General features: G+C 47.9%; 17 protein-coding genes. 11 read left to right on the forward strand and 6 right to left on the reverse strand.

All coding sequences use genetic code 11. The features are described from left to right. The first annotated feature begins 3 nt into the window (after positions 1-3). From ACSHX2_RS00350 to ACSHX2_RS00380, 7 genes are read left to right on the forward strand one after another with little or no spacing between them, the layout of a single operon-like run. Positions 4-1,893, forward strand: a complete 1,890-nt coding sequence (locus ACSHX2_RS00350; protein ID WP_435689464.1) for a peptidoglycan D,D-transpeptidase FtsI family protein — start codon at positions 4-6, stop codon at positions 1,891-1,893. Further along, on the forward strand, positions 1,893-3,692 hold the full coding sequence (locus ACSHX2_RS00355; protein WP_435689465.1) for a UDP-N-acetylmuramoyl-L-alanyl-D-glutamate--2,6-diaminopimelate ligase: 1,800 nt from the start codon (positions 1,893-1,895) through the stop codon (positions 3,690-3,692). The genes ACSHX2_RS00350 and ACSHX2_RS00355 overlap by 1 nt, the downstream gene beginning before the upstream one ends. A 15-nt stretch (positions 3,693-3,707) precedes the next feature. Beyond that, on the forward strand, positions 3,708-5,087 hold the full coding sequence (locus ACSHX2_RS00360; RefSeq protein ID WP_435689467.1) for a UDP-N-acetylmuramoyl-tripeptide--D-alanyl-D-alanine ligase: 1,380 nt from the start codon (positions 3,708-3,710) through the stop codon (positions 5,085-5,087). Next, a complete protein-coding gene (mraY, locus tag ACSHX2_RS00365) occupies positions 5,087-6,364 on the forward strand; it encodes a phospho-N-acetylmuramoyl-pentapeptide-transferase (RefSeq protein WP_435689469.1) in 1,278 nt (425 codons plus the stop codon). The genes ACSHX2_RS00360 and mraY overlap by 1 nt, the downstream gene beginning before the upstream one ends. Beyond that, positions 6,361-7,668 (forward strand): UDP-N-acetylmuramoyl-L-alanine--D-glutamate ligase, encoded by a 1,308-nt coding sequence (murD, locus tag ACSHX2_RS00370; protein WP_435689471.1) that lies wholly within the window; start codon positions 6,361-6,363, stop codon positions 7,666-7,668. The genes mraY and murD overlap by 4 nt, the downstream gene beginning before the upstream one ends. Positions 7,669-7,700: 32 nt before the next feature. Next, positions 7,701-8,483, forward strand: coding sequence for a LysM peptidoglycan-binding domain-containing protein (locus ACSHX2_RS00375; RefSeq protein WP_435689473.1), 783 nt, complete (start codon positions 7,701-7,703; stop codon positions 8,481-8,483). 57 nt (positions 8,484-8,540) lie between these two features. After that, on the forward strand, positions 8,541-9,698 hold the full coding sequence (locus ACSHX2_RS00380) for an FtsW/RodA/SpoVE family cell cycle protein (RefSeq protein WP_435689475.1): 1,158 nt from the start codon (positions 8,541-8,543) through the stop codon (positions 9,696-9,698). A gap of 60 nt (positions 9,699-9,758) precedes the next feature. Here the strand turns inward: ACSHX2_RS00380 and ACSHX2_RS00385 are convergent, their stop codons facing one another. Further along, positions 9,759-10,988: an aspartate kinase gene (locus tag ACSHX2_RS00385; protein WP_435689476.1), complete on the reverse strand. Its 1,230-nt coding sequence runs from the start codon at positions 10,986-10,988 to the stop codon at positions 9,759-9,761. A 273-nt stretch (positions 10,989-11,261) separates the two neighbouring features. Here ACSHX2_RS00385 and glmM point away from each other — a divergent pair, with 273 nt between their 5' ends. The 3 genes from glmM to glmS are packed head-to-tail and all read left to right on the forward strand — an operon-like array spanning position 11,262 to position 15,318. After that, complete coding sequence (gene glmM, locus ACSHX2_RS00390) at positions 11,262-12,620, forward strand: phosphoglucosamine mutase (protein WP_435689478.1); 1,359 nt, start codon at positions 11,262-11,264, stop codon at positions 12,618-12,620. Continuing rightward, positions 12,621-13,466 carry a hypothetical protein gene (locus ACSHX2_RS00395; protein ID WP_435689480.1) on the forward strand — a complete coding sequence of 282 codons (846 nt, stop codon included), beginning with the start codon at positions 12,621-12,623 and terminating at the stop codon, positions 13,464-13,466. It begins immediately after the preceding gene. A 10-nt stretch (positions 13,467-13,476) separates the two neighbouring features. Continuing rightward, positions 13,477-15,318, forward strand: coding sequence for a glutamine--fructose-6-phosphate transaminase (isomerizing) (glmS, locus tag ACSHX2_RS00400; RefSeq protein WP_435689482.1), 1,842 nt, complete (start codon positions 13,477-13,479; stop codon positions 15,316-15,318). Between the two features lie 3 nt (positions 15,319-15,321). Here glmS and ACSHX2_RS00405 read toward each other — a convergent pair whose 3' ends face one another. Genes ACSHX2_RS00405 through ACSHX2_RS00420 form a run of 4 tightly spaced genes read right to left on the reverse strand, consistent with a single transcriptional unit; the run spans position 15,322 to position 18,288 of the window. After that, entirely contained in the window at positions 15,322-15,885 is a 564-nt protein-coding gene (locus tag ACSHX2_RS00405) for a hypothetical protein (protein ID WP_435689484.1), read from the reverse strand. A 9-nt stretch (positions 15,886-15,894) separates the two neighbouring features. Continuing rightward, complete coding sequence (locus tag ACSHX2_RS00410) at positions 15,895-16,728, reverse strand: FAD:protein FMN transferase (protein ID WP_435689486.1); 834 nt, start codon at positions 16,726-16,728, stop codon at positions 15,895-15,897. Further along, complete coding sequence (locus ACSHX2_RS00415) at positions 16,728-17,276, reverse strand: FMN-binding protein (protein WP_435689488.1); 549 nt, start codon at positions 17,274-17,276, stop codon at positions 16,728-16,730. Before ACSHX2_RS00415 ends, ACSHX2_RS00410 begins: the two co-directional genes overlap by 1 nt. A 31-nt stretch (positions 17,277-17,307) precedes the next feature. Next, positions 17,308-18,288 carry a DUF6662 family protein gene (locus ACSHX2_RS00420; RefSeq protein WP_435689490.1) on the reverse strand — a complete coding sequence of 327 codons (981 nt, stop codon included), beginning with the start codon at positions 18,286-18,288 and terminating at the stop codon, positions 17,308-17,310. Between the two features lie 196 nt (positions 18,289-18,484). Here ACSHX2_RS00420 and ACSHX2_RS00425 point away from each other — a divergent pair, with 196 nt between their 5' ends. After that, positions 18,485-20,524, forward strand: a complete 2,040-nt coding sequence (locus tag ACSHX2_RS00425; protein ID WP_435689492.1) for a TonB-dependent receptor — start codon at positions 18,485-18,487, stop codon at positions 20,522-20,524. Positions 20,525-20,533: 9 nt separating this feature from the next. On the opposite strand, the gene ACSHX2_RS00430 is transcribed toward ACSHX2_RS00425, so the two are convergent. Next, positions 20,534-21,076 (reverse strand): PepSY domain-containing protein, encoded by a 543-nt coding sequence (locus ACSHX2_RS00430; RefSeq protein ID WP_435689494.1) that lies wholly within the window; start codon positions 21,074-21,076, stop codon positions 20,534-20,536. Positions 21,077-21,140: the final 64 nt, after the last annotated feature.

Here is a 21,140-nt window from a genome sequence, read left to right on the forward strand (position 1 = left end):
TAAATGGATAAATCCGCCCAGCGTCGCTGTATCACATTATGCTTAGTCCTCATTGCAGGGCTTAGTGCATTGTCTGGACGCTTGGTCTACTTGCAGGTTTTTGATCGTGCTCGCTATGCGAAGAGCGCGGAAAATTCCTATATGCGTAAAGAGGTGATTCAAGCGAATCGCGGTGTGCTATTAGATCGGAATGAGGAAGTGATCGGGCATTCGATTATTTCGAAGTCAGTTGTCGTAGATTTCAACCACCTCCACGAGGTAGCTCATGTGGCGAAAGGTGTGGCATGTAAGCAGCTACGCCAGACTCCAGAATGGCACCAATGGGCCGCGGATAAGCGCAGAGTGAAAATAAACTCCAGAGTTCTCAGCTTAGTTAACGAGCATAAAGACAATCCGAAGGTCTTGGTCGATGCGCATTATGAGTATCTTGTGTCTGAGTTGGCTCGGCCACTTGGATTGACCCAAGAAGAGCTAAAAAAGAAAATCCCTCTCACTCGCCGAGGTGGTGAGAAAGTAGTATACCAAGGTCTCCCTAGTGAACTTGCTGTTCGCCTTAAAGATCTCATTAGAGACCGCCGTATCAAGGGGGTCTTTTTTCGCGAAGAGAAGCGTCGCTGGTATCCCGCTCCTGAGCTAGCATCGCATTTGATTGGCTACACGAACCGAGATGGCCAAGGGATGGCTGGTGTCGAAAAATCCTTAAATGATTATCTCGAGGGAATTAATGGCTACGAAGTCGAAATGCGAGACATCCGAGGTAATGTTATGCCCTCAAATAAGGAGAGCTTTTTTCCTCCAAAAAATGGACTTAATGTTCAGCTGACACTAGACTTAGGTCTTCAGGCTATCTGTAGTGAGGAGCTTGACCGTGGTATGGAAGAGTTCAAAGGGGTTAAAGGGTGTGTGGTGCTAATGGAACCTAATACAGGTGAAATCCTAGCGATGTCGAATCGACCACATTTTAATCTCAACCAGCGAGATAAAGTCGCTGAGAATGGTTTCAACTACGCGCTCCAAGCGACATACGAGCCCGGCTCTACCTTTAAAATCATTTCTTCCTCAGGAGCACTTAATGAAGGGATCGTGACTCCTGACACAGAGATCTTCTGTCATTGGGCTAGTTTCCGCCCTGGGCGTTTTACCGTGAAGGATCACCATCCCTACGGGGATCTGCCAGTTTGGAAGGTATTGCAGAAATCATCTAATATCGGGGCATACAAGTTAGGCTTAATGCTTGGGCCTGAGAAGTTTTTCGAATATGCGCAAAAGTTTGGTTTTGGACGTAAGACAGAAGTACAGCTCGCGGGTGAGAGTTCTGGCATCCTAAGGAATACAGGAAATGCGGTGGACTTCTCTACCAATACCTACGGCTACGGGATTTCAGTGACGCCACTTCAGGTGGCAAATGCCTATTGCGCTATCGCCAACGGTGGTGAGCTGATGAAACCCTATATCGTTCGTAATGTGACAACGAACTCTGGAGACATCATCGCGGAGAATAAACCTACTGTTGTAAACCGCGTTCTGAGTGAACGGACCGCGGAACAAATGCGCATGGCTCTCAAAACGGTGGTAGAAACTGGCGGTACGGCCACACGTGCAGCAGTGCCTGGATTTACCGCTGGAGGGAAGACTGGGACGGCTTTAAAGCATGATTCTGTCAAGGGTGGATACATCGCTGGACGCTACACAGTTTCCTTTGCTGGGATGTTGCCAGCAGAAAAACCTGCATTTGTTTGTGTAGTCGTGATTGACGACCCCCAGACAACTGAAGTAAAGCGCTACGGCGGCACGGTTGCTGCACCGATTTGGCAAAAGATTTCAGAGCGCGTTGCGACGCACATGAATCTTTCGCCTACGGAAGAAATCTCTCAACAACTTACCAAGAACTAATGATTTTACGTGAATTACTCACTCATCTTCCAAAGGCCGTAGCCTCAGGAAACCTCGATCAGGTCGCTAAGACCGTCACCGCTGACAGCCGGAAAGTAAAACAAGGCTCAGTCTTTGTAGCGATTCGTGGTGAAGACGCAGATGGACACAAGTACATCGAATCCGCCCTAAAAAAGGGGGCTGTGGCGATTATAGCAGAGAAAGCTCCGGCTGCAGATTACAGCGAAAAGGCTGTGTGGATACATTCAGCTGAAACTCGTATAGTTCTTGGAACTGTTGCCGCAGCCTTAGCAGGTGACCCTTCTTCCCAGCTCAAAGTAGTAGGAGTTACGGGCACGAATGGTAAAACGACCACTACCTTCCTTCTTCACCACATCATGCAGACGGCATGGATGCGTGCTGGCTTATTAGGAACGATTAAGTTTTATGATGGTGTCGAAGATAAAGATGCGACTCATACCACACCGTCTGGCGAGGTGATGCAGAGTGAGCTTGCGAGCATGCTTGAAAACGGTTGCCGCGGAGTTGCAATGGAGGTGAGTTCACACGGCATAGCACAATCCCGTACAGACGCAGTGAAGTTTGATGCGGCAATCTTTACTAACCTTACCCAAGATCATCTTGATTACCACGGTAGCATGGAGGCCTACTATGAGGTGAAGAAATCTCTTTTCTCAGGACTAGATCAGCAAGAAGGCAAGAAGAAGCCAAAGGCAGTGATCAATCTAGATGACCGTTACGGTGAGAAACTCGTGAAAGAGCTCGGCGATGATATTTCGATCGTGACTTATGGTATGGGCGCTCACTGTGACTTTAAGATCAGTAAAATTCGCCAGAGTGTGCGCGGTACTGAATTCCAGCTTGATAATAGAGGGAAGTCTTACTTAGTGCGAACTCCTCTGATTGGTCGATTTAATGTGTACAACGCGCTCGCCGCTATTGCGGGAGCATCAGTTGTGGGGATCAAGCCTCGTGATGCTGTTAAAGCCATAGGCGAAGCTCCACAAGTTCCAGGTAGAATGGAAATGGTAGGAGTGAGAGAGGGTGCAACTGTGTTTGTAGATTACGCTCATACTCCAGACGCTCTGAAGCACGCTTGCGCAACATTGCGTGATTTGGAGCCGAATAAATTAATTACCGTGTTTGGATGCGGTGGAGACCGTGACCCGTTTAAGCGCCCGCTTATGGGGCAAGCAGCAAGCGAGGGTAGTGACCTGTGTCTTATCACTTCTGATAATCCACGTTCGGAAGATCCAGAAGCGATCATCAAAGAAATCGAGGCTGGGATGGTGAATAAAGCGTATCGTGCTGTCATCGACCGCCAAGAAGCAATTCGCACTGCGGTGAATACCGCAGCACCAGGAGATATCGTATTGATTGCTGGTAAGGGACACGAGACTACTCAGCAGTTTGCTGATGAAACGATCGAATTTGATGACCGTAGAATAGCTCGATGGGCATTACGCGATAAGCCAGTAGCAGCTCTTATTGAAAATAAGCCAGACTCGTTCAAAGGTGACCGTTTTGATGACGAGAAGCCTAAGCGTTTCGATGGTGAAAAACCAGAATACCAACGCCCAGAGAAGTATGGCGAGCGCCGTGTCGGAGAACAGCGTGACGACCACCGAGACAGTCGAGGCGGCGAAAGACGTGACTTCCGAGGTGGAGAGCGTGGCGATAGAAGAGATGGCGAAAGACGAGATTTTAGAAGAAGTGATCAACGTGATGATCGAGGAGGAGAGCGCCGCGACAACGGTGGCCGTCGCTTTGATGGTCGCGATAGAGACGATAGAAAGTAGTACCCCTAGACTAAAATGAAAACGACATCGATCGAACAACTTGTAGCATCTGTTCATGGAGCATTGCACTGCGGAGATTCCTCCGCGGCAGTGACTTCCGTTTCTACGGATACTCGAACGATCGATGTGGGATCTGTTTTCTTTGCACTCAAAGGGGAGAACTTCGATGCTCATGATTTTCTCTCGAAAGCAGTTGATGCTGGTGCTGCAGCGATCGTGGTTGAACATGTTCCAGACGGCATAGATTTCGGCGCATCCTCAGTGATCGTGGTGCACGACACCTTGAACGCACTTCAGTCATTTGCCGCATGGTATATTCGGCAATTAGATGTCGAGGTTGTCGGAATCACCGGCTCAAACGGTAAAACATCGACGAAAGATTTTACCCGCGCGGTATTGAGCAAGAAGTTCAAGGTTCACTCTACTCTTGGTAACTTTAATAACCATATTGGACTGCCTCTTAGTGTACTTTCGACTGAAGAAGATGATGAAGTTTGTGTTCTAGAGATGGGAATGAATCATCCAGGCGAGATCGCACCACTCTGTCAGATAGCTAAGCCAAGGATTGGAGTCATTACCAATATAGGAACGGCGCACATTGAATATATGGGAAGTCGTGAGGCTATTGCCGAAGAGAAAGGAGCCTTAGCGCGTTCCCTTCCAGATGATGGCGTTTTAGTTGTTTCAGCGGCGTGTGACTACGCTGATTATTTCCGCGATCATACGCGTGCTCGCATTATGGTCGTAGGTAATTGTCGTGGTGAAATCAGGGCCGAAGAGCTTAGAATGGATAGCACTGGTTCCGAGTTTCTCTTGGTGGTTGATAATGAGGAGTCAGTCAAGGTGAAGCTCCCAGTCGTGGGACGTCACATGGTTGCCAATGCATTGTTAGCCGCTGGAGTCGGACGCTCACTTGGTATGAAACTGGGCGAAATAGCAGCGGGTTTAAATGAAGCTAGCCTGACTAGTGGCCGGTTGCGTGCATTTGATAGCGATGGCGTGATTGTTTTCGATGATACTTACAATGCGAACCCAGAGTCGATGAAAGCGGCGATCGAAACTCTTGCTGAACTTAAAGTCTCAGAAAGCTCCCGCCGCTATGTGGTGTTAGGGAAAATGGGTGAGCTTGGGGCACATGCTGACAAGGCGAGCCGTGAGGTCGGTGTTCTAGCCGCTGAGCGTGGGGTTTCAGTGATGACTTTTGGCGATGATGCACGAGGAATTTCTTCAGCTGCGGCGGAGAGTGGGGCGGATGCCGTACATTTTAACACAATTGATGCAGCCGCTGACTGGCTGCAAGCGACCTGCGTCAGTGGCGATGCCGTTCTTTTCAAAGGGAGTCGTGCTGCAGCTATGGAGCGGGTCATGCATAAAGCTTTTCCAATAAACAACTAATGTTATACGCAATTTACGAATGGTGGCGCGAGGCTTTCTCAAATGGTGAGAGCTGGGCAGAGTCTTGGAGTTTCCTTAACATTCTCAAGTATCTTACTGTGCGTGCGGCATTGGCTTGCATGCTCACATTTGTGCTCTCCTTGGTATTTGGACCTCATGTGATCCGTAAGTTGATTTCACTTAAGGTGGGACAGCCTATTCGTTCTGCTGCAGAAGTTCATAAACTGCACGAGCTTCACGGGGCTAAAGCCGGCACGCCGACCATGGGTGGTGTGATGATTTTAGGGACAGTACTAATAGCGGTTTTACTATGCGGAAGAGCCATGAACCCGTTCGTAGCCGTTACTATGTTTGTAATGTTAGGCCTAGGTTTGTTAGGTTTTATCGATGATTATACCAAGGTGAAGCTAAAGAGCTCTGATGGTGTGAGTGCTCGCACGAAGTTGGGGTGGCAGTTCGGGATAGCGTTAGTCGCTGGTTGTTTCTTATTCTTTAAGCCAGAAGTCGCAGGGACTTTAGAGTACAACGAACCGAAACGCGCTAATATTGAAAATGTATTAACTGAGCAGTCGGAGGATGTCCTGCGCCCTGACCGTTATCCGCCGAAAGATGCGACCGGCTACTGGGTTCAGATAGATGGTAAGGCTGAACGTATGAGTTCAAGCGAGTTGACAGCACCTCTATTGAAAAAGCCGCTGTTTGATCTGTGGTATTTAGCGATTCCGTTTTTTGCATTTATCATTATCGGAGCATCTAACGCAGTAAACTTGACTGATGGTCTGGATGGACTTGCTACAGGCTGTACGATCACTACGGGATTAGCATATGCCGTTATAGCTTATCTTGGTGGACACCTTGTACTAGGTTTCGACTACCTGCATATTGCTTACAATCCATTGTTAGGAGAACTAGCTGTGGTGATGATGGCGCTTGTCGGAGCATCGTTTGGTTTCCTTTGGTTTAACTGTCACCCGGCAAAAGTCTTTATGGGTGATACTGGGTCACTCGCTATCGGTGGAGCGATTGGCACAGCTGCCATTTGTACGAAACAGGAGCTCTTGTTAGTGATCATTGGCTGGGTGTTCGTGATGGAGGCTCTCTCTGTGATGATTCAGGTAGGTAGTTTCAAACTGCGCAAAAAGCGTGTGTTTGCTATGGCGCCTATTCACCACCATTTCGAACTTCGTGGCTGGCATGAAAGCCAAGTCATTATTCGTTTTTGGATTATCTCTATTCTTTGCGCCATGCTCGGCTTGGCTTCCCTTAAAATTATATGATCATCGAAGGTAAACATGTCGTTGTGTTAGGTGCTGGCCGCTCTGGTCGCGCTGCAGCAAACTTGGCTTTGTCCAAGGGGGCTCACGTGCGCTTGTTTGATGCGAATCCGGCAGCCTCATTTGATGGGCTGGACCCTCGAATTAAAGTTCACTCTGGAGCTAGTGACGTTGTTGGACGAGCCACGCAAAGTGACTTGTTAGTTATTTCACCAGGGATTGATACCTATGGTGCGTTCGTTAAGGCGTTTGCCGAGAACACGAGTGAATTAATCGGTGAAACTGAATTGGCTGCGCGTTATTTTGACGGCAAAATTGTCGGGATCACGGGGACTAATGGTAAGACAACGACTACTGAACTAGTGGAGAGAATTCTCAATCATAGTGGTTTGAGCTGTGTTGCATGTGGGAATTACGGAGTGCCTTTTTCTGAAATACTATTAATGGAGGATGTGCCAGATTCAGTGGCTCTAGAGCTTAGTTCTTTCCAATTAGAGACTGTAAGTAAGCTACACGTGCATGCTGCGATTTGGTTGAATTTTTCGGCAGATCACATGGATCGCTATAGTTCGATCGATGATTACTTTCGAGCAAAGCTGAATGTATTTATCAACCAGACTGAGGAGGATACCGCGGTCGTACGGGCTGGAGAGGAGCTTGGAGGTTTGGTCGCTCAACATGTGAGTTTCGCCTCTAAAGGGCAAAAGACGGATTACTATCTTGATGGAGATAGGATCATGTTCCGGGGAGAACAGATTTTTGATCTCTCGCAAACGCGCATGCGCGGTCTACATAATGCGGAGAATGTCATGGCTGCAGTGGCTGCTACGCATAGTCTAGGTGTCCGATTTTCAAAGGCAGAAGAAGCTTTGGCTGGTTTCGCACCTCCGTTGCATCGTTGCGAGTTGATCCGCACACTTGATGGCGTGGAGTACCTAAACGACTCTAAAGCGACCAATCTACATGCTCTCGATAGTGCACTTCGTTCACAGACTCGCCCCGTCGTTTTGATTGCTGGAGGGAAGGAAAAGGGATTGGTTTATGATGAGCTATTAGTCCGTCTAGAAGAGAAGGTTCATTCCGCCATCGTTTTTGGAGAAATCAGTTCAGCCCTAGAGCAACTTTTTTCCAAAGTCGTACCAACTACCTGTGTAGAAACGCTGGATGAGGCTGTGGCGCTCGCTCAAAAATATGCATATGCAGGAGATGTCGTTCTCCTTTCCCCTGGGACATCCTCTTTCGACCAATTCTCTGGTTACGAAGCTAGAGGTGACCATTTTCGTAAGCTCGTCCACGCACTAAAATAACCAATTTAAACAAAAACTCCGAAAAACTTACCATGAAAGACAAACAACTACAGACTAAGCGTCAGACAAAGAAAGGCTTCCGCAGGCTACATGCGAAAGTGACTTCTCCGCGTCGCCGTAAACAGCGTGTGAGCGCGGCAGGCAGTGCCGATATGTTAGACTCCGAAGTGCCCAATGCGAGCATAGGTCGTGCGCTTACAGTGATTCTCCTGCTTCACGTTGTCGCTATTGGTGCGATTTACTTAGGGATTCAGTGGAATAAAGGGCGCACGCAATCTGAAGGAATGGCTCAAGCTGTAGTGGTAGAAGGTACTGGTGTGGATATTAGAAATGTGAATGCAAGTTTGTCTAGCGATGTAGTTATAGCTGGAGATACATATGAAGCATTTGCTGCACGCCACCAAGTTGATTTGAATGAGCTGCGCCGAGTGAATAACAACGCGACTATTCATGCTGGAAAGGTGCTATACCTTCCGGCTAATAAGGTGACTGCGTCTCAAGCTGTGGTAGCGACAGATGTTCCCGTGTCAGATCGACCACCACTGCCAACTTCAACCAATGTGGTGACAGTGGCACCTACAGCTCAGCCTGTCGTTGTTAGTGCAGCTCCGAGGGCTGTGATAGTGGAAGATAGTGCTCCAAAGGCCCAGCCAGTAGTAGCTGGCGGATCTACTTATAAAGTACAGGCTGGTGACTCCGTGTGGAGAATTTCGAATAAGTACAAGGTGAGTCAGGATGCTCTTATGCAGCTCAACGGGATGACTAATCCACGCGAGCTCCGCTCCGGTATGACTCTCAAGATACCCGTAAACTAACAACTGGCTTAAACTTCTGGTAGCTCGCAGATTCTCCATCACAAATAGATACTAAACTTGGCTTCTCCATCCATCGACCGTCGCAATGCCATCATGGTATGCATCCCAACGGCACTACTCGTAGTGCTAGGCTTGGTGATGTTGGCATCGACGAGTGTGTGGGTAGCTGAGGGTGCTGAGTATTCACTGTTTTGGAAGCAGGCTTCATTTCTTGGTGTAGGAGTTATCGGAGCCATAGCGTTAGCGCGGACCGACTATCGTATCTTTAGGCGCTTTGCTGTTCCTATTTATCTTTTAGCAATATTTCTACTGGTACTTTGTTATATCCCAGGGGTGGGGAAAGAGGTGAACGGTGAATCGCGTTGGATTCAGATAGCGGGGATTACCTTCCAGCCATCTGAGCCGGCAAAAATAGCGCTGATGATAGCGCTATCAAGTTGGTATGCGCACCGCCAGTCTGAGGTGAAGCATTTTAAAAATGGCTTTATCGTTCCGGGAGCAATTTTAGGGTTATTGATAGCCTTGATCTTTTTTGAGAAGGATATGGGCACATCTGTAGGGCTTGCTGCGGCTGGAGCTGCGTTGATGTATGTGGCCGGTACGCGCCTTTGGTGGCTATTGACTGCAGGAGTCGGCGGTATGGCTGCGCTATCGTTTTTAGTGTATCAGAGCCCTAACCGAATGGCTCGAATCATGGCATTTATGGAGCCGGATAATAAAGAGGCTCAGCAAGGTTTTTTCTTTCAGCAATATCGAGGCTTACTCGCTTTCGGAAATGGTGGTGTGAAAGGTGTTGGGATTGGTAATGGCTTTGAAAAGCATGGGTATCTCCCGTTCGCTCATACCGATTTTATTCTGCCAGTTCTCGGTGAGGAACTAGGGCTTTGGGGGACACTACTCACCGTATTTTGTTTCGTGATGCTCGCTGCCTACGGTATTGCGATAGCTGCTCGATCAACGGATATTTTTGGTCGGTTGTTGGCAATTGGGCTGACTTGTTCGGTTGTTCTCCCGGCGATGATGAACATTGGGGTGACCACAGCAGTACTTCCGAATACCGGCCTGCCGTTGCCGTTTGTTAGCTATGGTGGAACTAACTTATTGTTCACTCTAGCTACTATTGGCTTACTTATCAGCGTGCATCGAGCTACTTATTCGGTTTCTCCAAGAGGTGAGAAGATCCTTCTCGATAAGAAAAATAGTATTCGACTATAAAAAAAGCTCTAACACCGTAGTGCTAGAGCTTTTTGAGAAAATGGTTTAAGCGGAGTCCGCTTACTTTGCAGGAGCTTTATCAAGATCGAAGGCTGCGTGTACTACGCGTGCTGCATCTTCAATTTGAGTTTCGTCGACAGTGACGGCAATCTTGATTTCAGATGTAGTGATGATGCCGATGTTGATGCCAGCTTTGCCAAGCGCTTCGAACATCTTAGCTGCTACACCAGAGTGGGAGCGCATGCCAATACCAACGCAAGAAAGTTTAGCGATACCCGCTTCTGTTTCAACGCCGGCGCTTTCACCTAGCTTAGCAAGGATTGGCTTGAGAGCAGCTTGTGCTTTGCCAAGGTCATTGCTGTGCATTGTCACGGAGTGGCGTGCGAGGCCGTCGTGAGCAATGTTAGAGATGATCATGTCGATGTTAATCTCAGCGTCAGCAAGTGCGGTGAGGATAGAGGCGGACATACCTGGCTCGTCTGGGATGCCAGTGATGGTAAGGCGTGCTTGGGAGCGCTCTATAGAGACTCCGCGGATGACTACTGATTCCATGTTATCGTGTTCTTCGGTTACAATGGTTCCTGGATTATCGTTCAAGGATGAGCGGACCTCGAAGATCACGCCATATTTTTTTGCAAATTCTACTGAGCGGGACTGCATCACTTTAGTGCCAGAGGATGCCATTTCTAGCATTTCGTCGTAGGATACTTCCGGCATTTTACGCGCGTCTTTGACTACGCGAGGGTCGCAGGTGTAAACTCCATCAACATCTGTAAGGATTTGGCAGGTGTCTGCTTCAACGGCTGCTGCTACGGCAATGGCAGAGAGGTCTGAGCCACCACGTCCAAGTGTATGAATCATGCCGTCTTCACGGATGCCTTGGAAGCCTGCGCAGATGACAACCTTACCTTCAGAGATGTATTTCTTCATCAATGATGGGTCGATGGCTTCAATCTTACCTCGAGTGTGTGAGCCTGTAGTGACAATGCCCGCTTGGCGGCCAGTGACAGAAACGGCGTCGACTCCGAGTTCGTGAAGCGCCATTACGAGGAGGGCGATGGACTGCTGCTCGCCAGTAGAGAGGAGGACATCGAGTTCACGCTCAGCTGGCTCACTTGTGAGATCGTTCGCCATGGCTATGAGCTTATCGGTGACACCGCCCATTGCTGAAACTACAGCGACTACTTGGTTTCCCTCGTCGCGGAGACGTTTGATTCGGCTAGCCACGTTACGAATGCGATCGAGTGAGCCTACTGAAGTTCCGCCATATTTTTGGACGATGAGAGCCATGGTGTCTTATAGTTTAATGAAGTAAGGTGCCGTAGAGGGCGACTGTGAAGCAGTGCATTAGGGTAGGGAGCAATGCTTGTCTAGTCTAGAAATCTGGATAGAGCGCTATTAAGCGGCTTTTATAAAAAAGTCATGTGGCTGGCCCATGACTTAGTTAGCATAATATTCGTATAGCCAAGGGCACTTGCAGGTGTATGCTTTCTTAAATTTTCTGATACTTGATTTTAATGATCAAGTATGGGCTGACCTGTAACTAATATTTATTAACTATCTATGTCTAAACAGCTTTTTGGAACCGACGGAATTCGCGGCAAAGCTAATCAGTGGCCGATAACTCCTGAGGTAGCTATGCGTGTGGGTCGTGCCGTGGCGCGAGTCTTGGAGTCGAAAAGCCCTAACCAGCATAAAGTGCTGGTGGGTAAGGATACACGAGAGTCTGGGAGCATGCTTGAAAATGCGCTAGTTGCTGGTCTCATTTCCGAAGGAGCTGAAGTGCTACTTACTGGTCCAGTACCGACGCCTGCCGTGGCATACCTTACAAAGTCGATGGGCTGTGATGCTGGTATCATGCTGACGGCTTCACATAATCCTTTTAAGGATAATGGAATTAAAATTTTTGGAGCTGACGGATTTAAACTAAATGACGCTCTTGAGCAGGCTGTGGAAGCTATCATACTTGCTGACACGCTATCTGAAATAGCTTGTGATTTGGGTAAAGTAGTTCAACTCGACGACGCTAGTGGTAGATACATTGAGTATGCGAAGGCTAGTATTGGCGCAGAGAGTCTGGTTGGCCTGAAGGTGGTGATTGATTGTGCGCATGGCGCGGGTTATCAAGTCGGGCCAATCGTGCTAGATGAGTTAGGTGCGGAAGTGATTTCTGTAGGGGTTCAGCCCGATGGTAAGAATATCAACGAAGGGGTGGGAGCATTGTACCCACACTCTACTGCAGCCTTGGTGAAGGAGCATGGGGCTGATGTCGGAGTTTGTTTGGATGGCGACGCAGATCGCGTGATTTTCGTGAATGAAAAAGGTGAGGTCGTTTCTGGTGATAAAATGATGTGTCTTTGTGCCAAAGCTCTGAAGCAGCAAGGTAAACTTAAAAAGGATACTTTGGTTGCTACAGTGATGAGCAATCTAGGCCTAAAAGCAGCCTTGGAAAAAGAAGGGATTGCTGTTGAGACTACTGGGGTTGGAGATCGTCTGGTCATCGAACGGATGCGTGAGAAGGGATTGTCTCTCGGTGGTGAAAACTCAGGGCATATTATTTTTGCAGACAGCGCCACTACCGGTGACGGGCTGATGAGTGCGCTTAAAGTCCTACAAATGCTTAAGAATACAGGGAAACTACTTTCTGAATTAGCGGATGGTATGTTCGAATTCCCTCAAGAACTCAGTGCGATTGAGGTGGCTGATAAGCCAGCAATCGAATCAGTGCCAGAGTTGATGCAAGTGATTTCGGAGCAAGAGGAGCGACTCGGGAGTGATGGGCGCGTGTTCGTGAGATACTCTGGTACTGAGAATAAAATTCGCGTACTTGTAGAGGCCAAAGATGCAAAATTGGCGAAATCAGCTTCTGACGCTATTTGTGCGGTAGTGAATGAGACTATTGGAATTTCAGTCCCAGCTTAGATGATTCAATTACTGGAACCTACTGAAGTAGGAAATTGGTGGCCGCTAGCTGTGGGAAGTGTGCCAGGTACGCAGTTTGTGGCTGGACGCAGTTTGAGCGAATGGCAGCAGGAGTTCGCTCCCGATGGTGCGGCTCTGCAAGCAAATGCTTGGGTGACTCCTGATGACTGGCTAAAAATAGCCGGACCTGATGAGGCTACTATTTTGATCGATAGTGAAGGTCGAGAGCTTGCGCGTGTAGGTGAAGGCTTGAAGGTGCTGGCTGAGAACTCTTTTTTACTTCTGCACCCCTGGGATTTACTCAAGGTGAATGAATTCTTAGTCGGCTCGCTTGAAGAAAACAATTTTATTGGAGAGGTCAGCGCCGCGGCTCACGTAGAGGGCGTCCTACATGTTGGGGAGGGCACACGGATCCTTCCTGGAGTGTTTATTGAAGGAAATGCCGTCATCGGTAAAAACTGCAAGATTGGGCCAAACTGCTATATACGAGGAAATACTTCGATTGGTGATGGAGTTCATATCGGTCAAGCAGTCGAAGTGAAGAATTCGATTGTTGGGCATGGTAGCTCGGTCGGTCACCTTAGTTATGTGGGTGACAGCGTGATTGGTTCCAACGCAAATTTTGGAGCAGCTACGGTGACTTCAAATTTGAGGCATGATGGAAAAAATCATCGCAGTATAGTGGAAGGTGCACTAGTGGATACAGGTAGAAGAAAATTAGGAACAATTGTTGGTGATAATGTGCATACAGGCATACACACTGCTATATACCCTGGTCGCAAATTAGGGCCTAATACAACGACACGACCGAACGCGAGTGTTGAGACAGATTTAATAGAAAACTAAAGAAAAATTTATGTGTGGAATAGTAGCATATGCAGGTGTACGCGCCGCAACCCCCATCCTACTCCAGGGGCTCAGAAAGTTGGAATACCGTGGCTATGACTCGGCTGGTATAGCGATCCATCGCAAGGATGGTATCAAAATTTATAAGCAAGAAGGCAAAGTGTCCAACTTGGTCGATAGTTTAGGTGATTACCAACATGACCCTGATCATGAGCAAGCGCATGTTGGTATTGCTCACACCCGCTGGGCGACCCATGGACCCCCTACAACTGCGAATGCACACCCTCATCCAGCTGGCAACGGACGTATTGCACTGGTGCACAATGGGATTATTGAGAACTACCGAGGTCTCAAAGCTAAGTTAGCAGCTGAAGGTCACATCTTTTTGTCCGACACAGATTCTGAAGTATTGGCGCATCTAGTAGATCACTACTACGAAGGTGATTTACTCGAAGCCATTACCAAGGCTCTGAAGGAAGTAGATGGTACTTATGGTATTGCCTGCATTTGTGAAGATGAGCCAGGAAAGCTGATTGTCGCACGAAAAGGTTCACCGATCGTGATCGGTCTAGGTGATGGCGAAACAATTGTGGCTTCTGACGCATCAGCAATTATCAGCCATACTCGCCAAGCGATCTATCTGGATGATAATGACATTGCGGTTATTGAAGACGGTAAAGTCGATATTAGAACGCTCGACTCCTCACCAGTGCAACGTGATATTGCAGACATTGATTGGTCCGCAGACGCTGCTGAAAAGGGCGGTTATGAGCACTACATGCTGAAGGAGATTTTTGAGCAGCCGGAAGCTATTCGTAATGCCATTCGTGGACGTGTTGACGCGGAACGTGGTACAGCAGTCTTGTCTGGTTTAGGTCTGACTCCTCGTGAGCTTGTTGAGTTCCATCGTCTCCTTATCGTAGGTTGCGGGACATCACTTAATGCTGGGCTAGTAGGAGAATACGCAGTTGAAGATTTTGCTGCGATGTTAGGTGAAGTTGAGCAGGCGGCCGAATTCCGTTATCGTAACCCAATCGTGGGTAGCAAAGATTTAGTCGTAGCGATTTCCCAGTCAGGTGAGACAGCTGACACTCTGGCAGCAGTCAGAGAGGCGATTGATAAGGGTGCAATGGTGGCAGGTTTGGTAAATGTGGTTGGATCAACTATCGCTCGTGAAACTGGCAGAGGTATTTACCTTCACGCTGGTCCTGAGATAAGTGTGGCGTCTACCAAGGCATTTACTTGTCAGGTTTCAGTGTTGCTAATGATAGCCTTGAAGCTAGCTAGAGGTCGCAGAATGTCGCTTCAAAACGGCAGATCCATTGCTCAAAAGATTCTTAATATTCCTAGTCTTGTTGAGAGAGTATTAGCTAAGAATGATGAGATAGCTAAGGTGGCAGAGCACTTTGTGAAGTTTGAGAATATGTTCTACATCGGCCGAGGCTATATGTTCCCGGTTGCTCTTGAGGGCGCTCTTAAGATTAAGGAGATATCTTACATTCATGCCGAGGCATACAATGCTGCGGAACTAAAGCATGGCCCGATTGCTCTACTCGATGAAAATATGCCAGTAGTAGCTCTTATGAATAAGGGACCTGGTCAGGAAAAAACTGTAGGTAATGTAGAGGAATGTCGTGCCCGTAAGGCTCCAGTATTAGGAGTGATTACGGAAGGTGATGACGAAGCACGTGAAGCGTGTGACTGGGTGATTGAGATCCCTGAATGTCCACATTTCATAGCGACAATTGTTGCTACCACTGCATTGCAGTTATTCTCTTATCACGTTGCGAGACTACGTGGTTGTTCTATCGATCAGCCGCGTAACCTAGCTAAGAGTGTGACAGTGGAATAAAGCTTAACCAATGGAGCCGGCTTCGGCCTGCTCCCTGCGTTTTGCACGTCGTTTGTTCGAGTTTCTTTTACCGAGAACGATGTGTAGAATGATGAATAGCGGGTAGCAGAGACCTGCGTAGAAATGGAGAAGGAACGTGAATGTTTCTTCTCTTATTTCTTTGTGTTCGTCACTAAGTGGCAGAAGTTTGGCTAGAGCCTCTACAAGGATGTTACTCCTGAGCTCGCCATCTCCATCTCCGTAGTAGAGAAAGTAAGCGCTAACAATCAAAGCAAGCTGAATGAAGGTGAGTGTTAGGCCGACAAGACGTTCCCGCTTAGCCTTTAGACCGATTGGAATGTGCGACGCCAAAAGGTAACCAAATGTGAGAATCATCGCAAAGGCTGCAGCTCCGTGGATTTTAAGTATAGTGTACTGAAGTGGGTGCTTCTCTGGGCCAAATTCACCTTCGATCTCGAGGAAGTTATTAAAAATATAAAATGCGAGCCCGCTGCACCAGCTTGTTAGGATGATAAGCGCAAGTATCGCGCGAGCTGGCCAAGACATTTTCATCTGTACGCGGAGCATAGTTAGAGATCAGTTATGAATAAGCATGCTCGCGTCGAAATGGTCTAAAATTCGCTGAAGTTCAGGTTGATCCTGAATGAGGATGCACAGTTTGGTGAGCGCATCTGCTTGCATACAGGTCGGAGCAAAGACGCTGAAGCTACGTTGGTCAATGCTACTTTTTCCCGTAGCTGGGTCAATGATAGCACCCGAGTCGGTTGTTACAGCAAAGGTGTTAGAGCTTGTCGCTAGAGCTGGAGCTCGGAGAGTAGTCGTGAGCGGTTCCACATTTTCTAAAACACTCGGACGAATGACTACCGGGATTTCCTCGTAGTCGATGGCTCGCATGTCGCCACCGGCGTTAACGATGGCATTACGGAGGCTTTGCGATGAGAGAAAGTTTATTGCTTTGTCGACGGCGTATCCTTTAGCTATACCGCCCAAGTCGATGAGGCAGTCCTTTGACTTTATCGCTGAGCTAGTTAATGGATCTAGCTTGAGGTTAGAAGAATTTCCGTGAGATGCTATAGAGAATGCTGCATCGTCTGGTAAGTGTCCCTTTTTTACTAAATGGGAAGCAGTGCAGATTTCAAAGGTTCCTTTGCTCAGCTCGTAGAGCTCTTTAGAAAAGCTAAGGACTTCAAATGTATCTGGGTGCAGTATGAGTGGGGTGTTCGAGGGGAGAGTATTGAGCTGATAGAGTTCACTCTCGGGGTCATGAAAGCTCATTAGCTGCTGAACGAGCTCAACCTCTGCAAATGCTTTGTCACAAAGTACGTGGAGTTGCTCGTCACTCTGAGAACCTTCGACGGTGATTTCGACGAAGGTTCCTAGAAGTGGACGGCAGCGACTAATATAGCGCATTAGAGATTCTTAAGAATCTGGTTCCAAGTGTGGAGTAATCGGCGTGTTCCATCGGTGATGTGCACGGCTGAAAGGGTTGCTCCTGAGATGTTTTTTACATCTTTGTCAATTTTACATGGACTATTGATCGTCTGGCCATGGAGTTGTGCACGCCATTTTGGATTGCGCACTTCATGGCCGTAGCTCTCACGGTAGGTGAGGATTTCTAAGCCTTTGACCTTGCCGCTAGCTGTGATGCCAATGGCGAAGTCAATGAATTCGTGTTTTCCATACACTTGGTCGACGATGAACCAAGCCCCTGAGCTTGTTTTGTAGGCGTTGATCGTATTGCGAGAGACGCGCACGCGCGAGCTCGCTTTGATCGATTTCATCTGCTCCTTAGTGAGAGTTACCGTCTTCTGGGTAATCTTCTCACCGGGGAAGATGAGGTTTTTTGCCTGCTCTGTCGAAAGATAGGTTTTGGCAAAAGTAAAACCTGAACCAGCAAGGAACGCCCCAGTCGTGAGAAGGCTTTTCTTAAGGGCGCTGCGACGAGATAGAGGGTTCATTGTGGATTTGTGGTGTTATGAATAAGGGATATTAAAATTCGAAGCCGATAGTGACACCAACTTGAAGACGCTCGTGCTCATCGTATGCCCCACCAAGGTCAGCGACTGCGCCGTTACGGCTCGCGTCACCACCACTCTTAACGAGCCAAAGTACAGAACCTGTTACCCACCAGCCTTCTTCCGCATAGTGGAGTGAGGGTCCAATGTAGTGGCCATATTGAAATTGGTTACCAAGAGTAAGGTCGCCAAAGCTAGAGAAGTCTGTTGGCTGTGAGTCTCCGTCTGGCACTCCGTCGATTACAGGATTCACGAAGTCTGTCTGATAGCGCCATTCTACACCAGCTGTCCATTTAGGAGCAAAGCGGTAGGCTAGACCAAGTCCGAGGTCGAATGCGATTTCCTCTTCGAGTACACCGTGGACAGAATTGTCAGATGGTGAATGACGGCGTTCAAATTCCATTTTACCTGTGAAGGCGAGAGTGAGCTGGTTATCTAACCAGTTTTTCTGGAGGTAGATAGAAGGGACAATGGAGTCTTGGTCGATAGCAGCACCATCTAGACGGTAAACATCTCGATGCTCGTAAGCTAGACCAAAGGAAAGACCGATGGCATCTTTATATGGCGAGAGTACATTGTACTTCATGCCAAGTTCGAAGCCTGCATACTGAACATCGCTAAAGTCGCCGTCTGCTCCAATAGGATCGATCGGGGAATCACCGTTCTCGTCGAGTGGGATGTCACTATATTTGTGATTAAAGAACATAACCTCACCATACACTGTGAGTTTGTCGGTGATGCCGTATTCGACTTCTGGGCGGATGTCGTGGAATAAGTAATCTCCGACCTTTTTATCCATGCGGGCTATGTCGCTGAGTTTTACTTCCCAGCTGCCTTTAGGGCGAGTGTCTGTACCTTTGGTGTACATCCAAAGGTTTTCATCTGCTTGGGCTGCAAGTGTAAGTCCTGCAGCAGTGCCAAGGGCTGCTATGACAGTTTTTGTAGTAGTATTCATGTCTGAAATTCAGCTTGTTGAACTGATGTGTGTCGAGAGGATCTATTGTTGTTGAGACTCAATGTCAATAGTGATTGACAAAAATCCATGATCCTATCACAGCAGGGGTATGACTCACACACAGTATCGGACAATTTCACTGATAGGAGTGGCCATATTATTGTGCTTATCTCTTAGGTTGAGAGCTCAAGATAGTTTGGAAGAGCTAGATGTGGCTGTGGTGCAAGCGATACGTGTTGAGCTAGCTCCGGAGGATGCTCCTTATAGTTTGTACGGTCTTACTGGCGCAGATTTTGAGAAAACCCTCGCTAGAAATGTGGTTGAATCTTTGAGTGAGCAACCTGGCGTGAATGTGCAGAAAACAGCAAACGGGCAAGGTTCGCCTTATCTCCGCGGTTTCACTGGGTACCGGACTCTAGCGACGATTGATGGTATTCGGTATAATAACTCAGTCTACCGTGATGGCCCTAACGAGTACTTTTCATTAATTGATATGGAATCGCTCAGTGGTTTCGAGCTCATACAAGGGCCTGGTTCAGTGCTGTACGGTAGCGATGCGATCGGTGGTACGATCGGATTACAGTCGAAGCAATCAGACTACCTAGTGGAAGAATCTGGGTTCTACGTGCACGGTTCTCAAGCATATCGCTACGCTTCTGCCGAAAATAGCCATATTTCTCGTACTGAACTTTCAATGGGAGAAGGCGGTGAATGGGGGCTTTTGTTAGGCTATACCTGGAAGGATTTTGGCGATATAGAAGCCGCAGACTTGGGGAGTTTAGATAAGACGGGGTATGACGAACAGGCTTGGGATGCGCGGTTCGATATGGCGTTTAATGATCAGTGGTCGCTTACTCTAGTCTACCAAGGTCTTGAACAAGATGATGTATGGAGGACGCATTCTACGATCTATTCTAAAAGTTTCGCAGGGACAGAAGTTGGTACAGACCTTCGTCGCTTGAAAGACCAGCAACGCTCATTAAGCTATGCTAGATTGGTCGGTGTGGAGATTTCCCCGTGGTTAGAGCAACTTAGCCTTACGGCGTCCTACCAAACTTGGGATGAGGATGGTGAGCGTGAGAGGTCGAGCGGCCAATCCCTCGAGGAGTTTTTTGATTCCAGAATGTTTGGTTTAGATCTTGAAATGATGACATTACTTGATCGTCATAGCCTCACCTATGGTGTGGATTTTTATCGTGATACTGTAGACTCCGGTCGAGTGGATTACAATGCTGACGGGAGTGTGGATGAAGTAAGGATTCAAGGTCCTGTGGGTGATGAGTCCTCTTATGATACTTTAGGGGTTTATCTTCAGGATCTATACGATCTGAATGATAGGACTGACCTCATCATTGGCGGTCGCTATACCTATGCTCGTGCTAAGATAGGTAAATACGAGGACCCTGTGACTGGGCAGCCGGCCTCATATAGCGATAGCTGGAGTAACTTTGTAGCGTCAGTGCGCGGGATTTACGATCTCAATGAGCGTGGTAGTTGGAAAGCGTGGGCTGGTCTGAGCCAATCCTTCCGTGCACCTAATATCGCCGATCTGAGCCGCTACGGAGGCAGTCGCTCTGATGAGATCGAGATTGCAGCTACTGAGCTAGATCCAGAGCAATTTCTCACAGGAGAGATTGGCGTAAAGGCGGAGGAGGAGAATTATCAACTTACTGCGACATACTATTATACTTGGATCGAAGATTACATTACGAGTACTCCGACAGGTAATATTCGCGAGGGCTTACATGAGGTAACCAAGCGCAATAGCTCTGAGGGGTATATTCAAGGAATTGAAATTGCCGGGAGCTATACCTTTGCTGAGGGATGGAGGGCTTTTGGTAACTTTACTTGGTTAGATGGTGAACTCGACAGTTTTCTAGATGCTGGATCTAATGAGACGGTTACGGAACCGATTAGTCGATTGATGCCAATTACCGTTAATGCAGCAGTGCGTTGGACGCGCAGTGATGAGAGGCTTTGGGCTGAGCTGGGGGGAACTTGGGCGGACGATGCCGATAAGTTGAGTTCCTCCGATAAAGCTGATACGCAGCGTATTCCGCCAGGAGGGACTCCAAGTTATACTTTAGTGCATCTCAGAGGAGGGTACCAAGTGAATCAGCATCTCGAATTAACGCTTGGATTAGAGAATCTGTTGGACGAAGCATATCGTACGCACGGCTCTGGATCAAATGCTCCAGGCTTTGGAGTGATCTTGGGTGCGCGTGCGTCTTTTTAGAGCGCTTTTCTAATGATTCTTAATGAGATCAGCAGCTTTTTTCTTTTTGCGGTTACGCTTCACAAGAAGTGGTACGACAAAGAGGTAGATGCCTGTGATCCATAGCACAAGCAGTACGACTGCGCTGGGGAGGAAAATCCAGAGTTTGGCATTCTCGTGAAACCATGACCCGTCGTGGAGTGATTCGATCAATTCATTACGTCGGTATGCAACTTGGAGAACCTCGCCGCTGTCATGGTCTAATTGGATTTCCCAGCTGTTTTCAGATCGTACTTTGATGACGCCTTTGCTCGGGCGGACATCGAGCCGATCAATGTCACTCCATGTAGTGATTTCAGCTTCTGGGACTTTTTGTGAAGCCTCTAAAATTTGGCCGAAGCTGAGAGTTGGCACACCTTTTTCAGTTTTAATCGTTGGTGGCTGAATCCATGCAATTTCTTTTTTTAGAAGAAGCATGATACCAGTCACAATAATGATGAGAACTGGTACAGCGCATATGATAGCGCCCCAGTAGTGCGTTTTTCGGTTAAAGCGGTTCCACTTAAATTTCATTTTTCAAAAAATGGTGAGCATTTAGTCGTCAATTAAAGGCAAGGAGACATTAGCGATGAGGTGA

The sequence above is a fragment of the Rubritalea sp. genome, from assembly GCF_051252225.1.
GTDB lineage: Bacteria > Verrucomicrobiota > Verrucomicrobiia > Verrucomicrobiales > Akkermansiaceae > Rubritalea.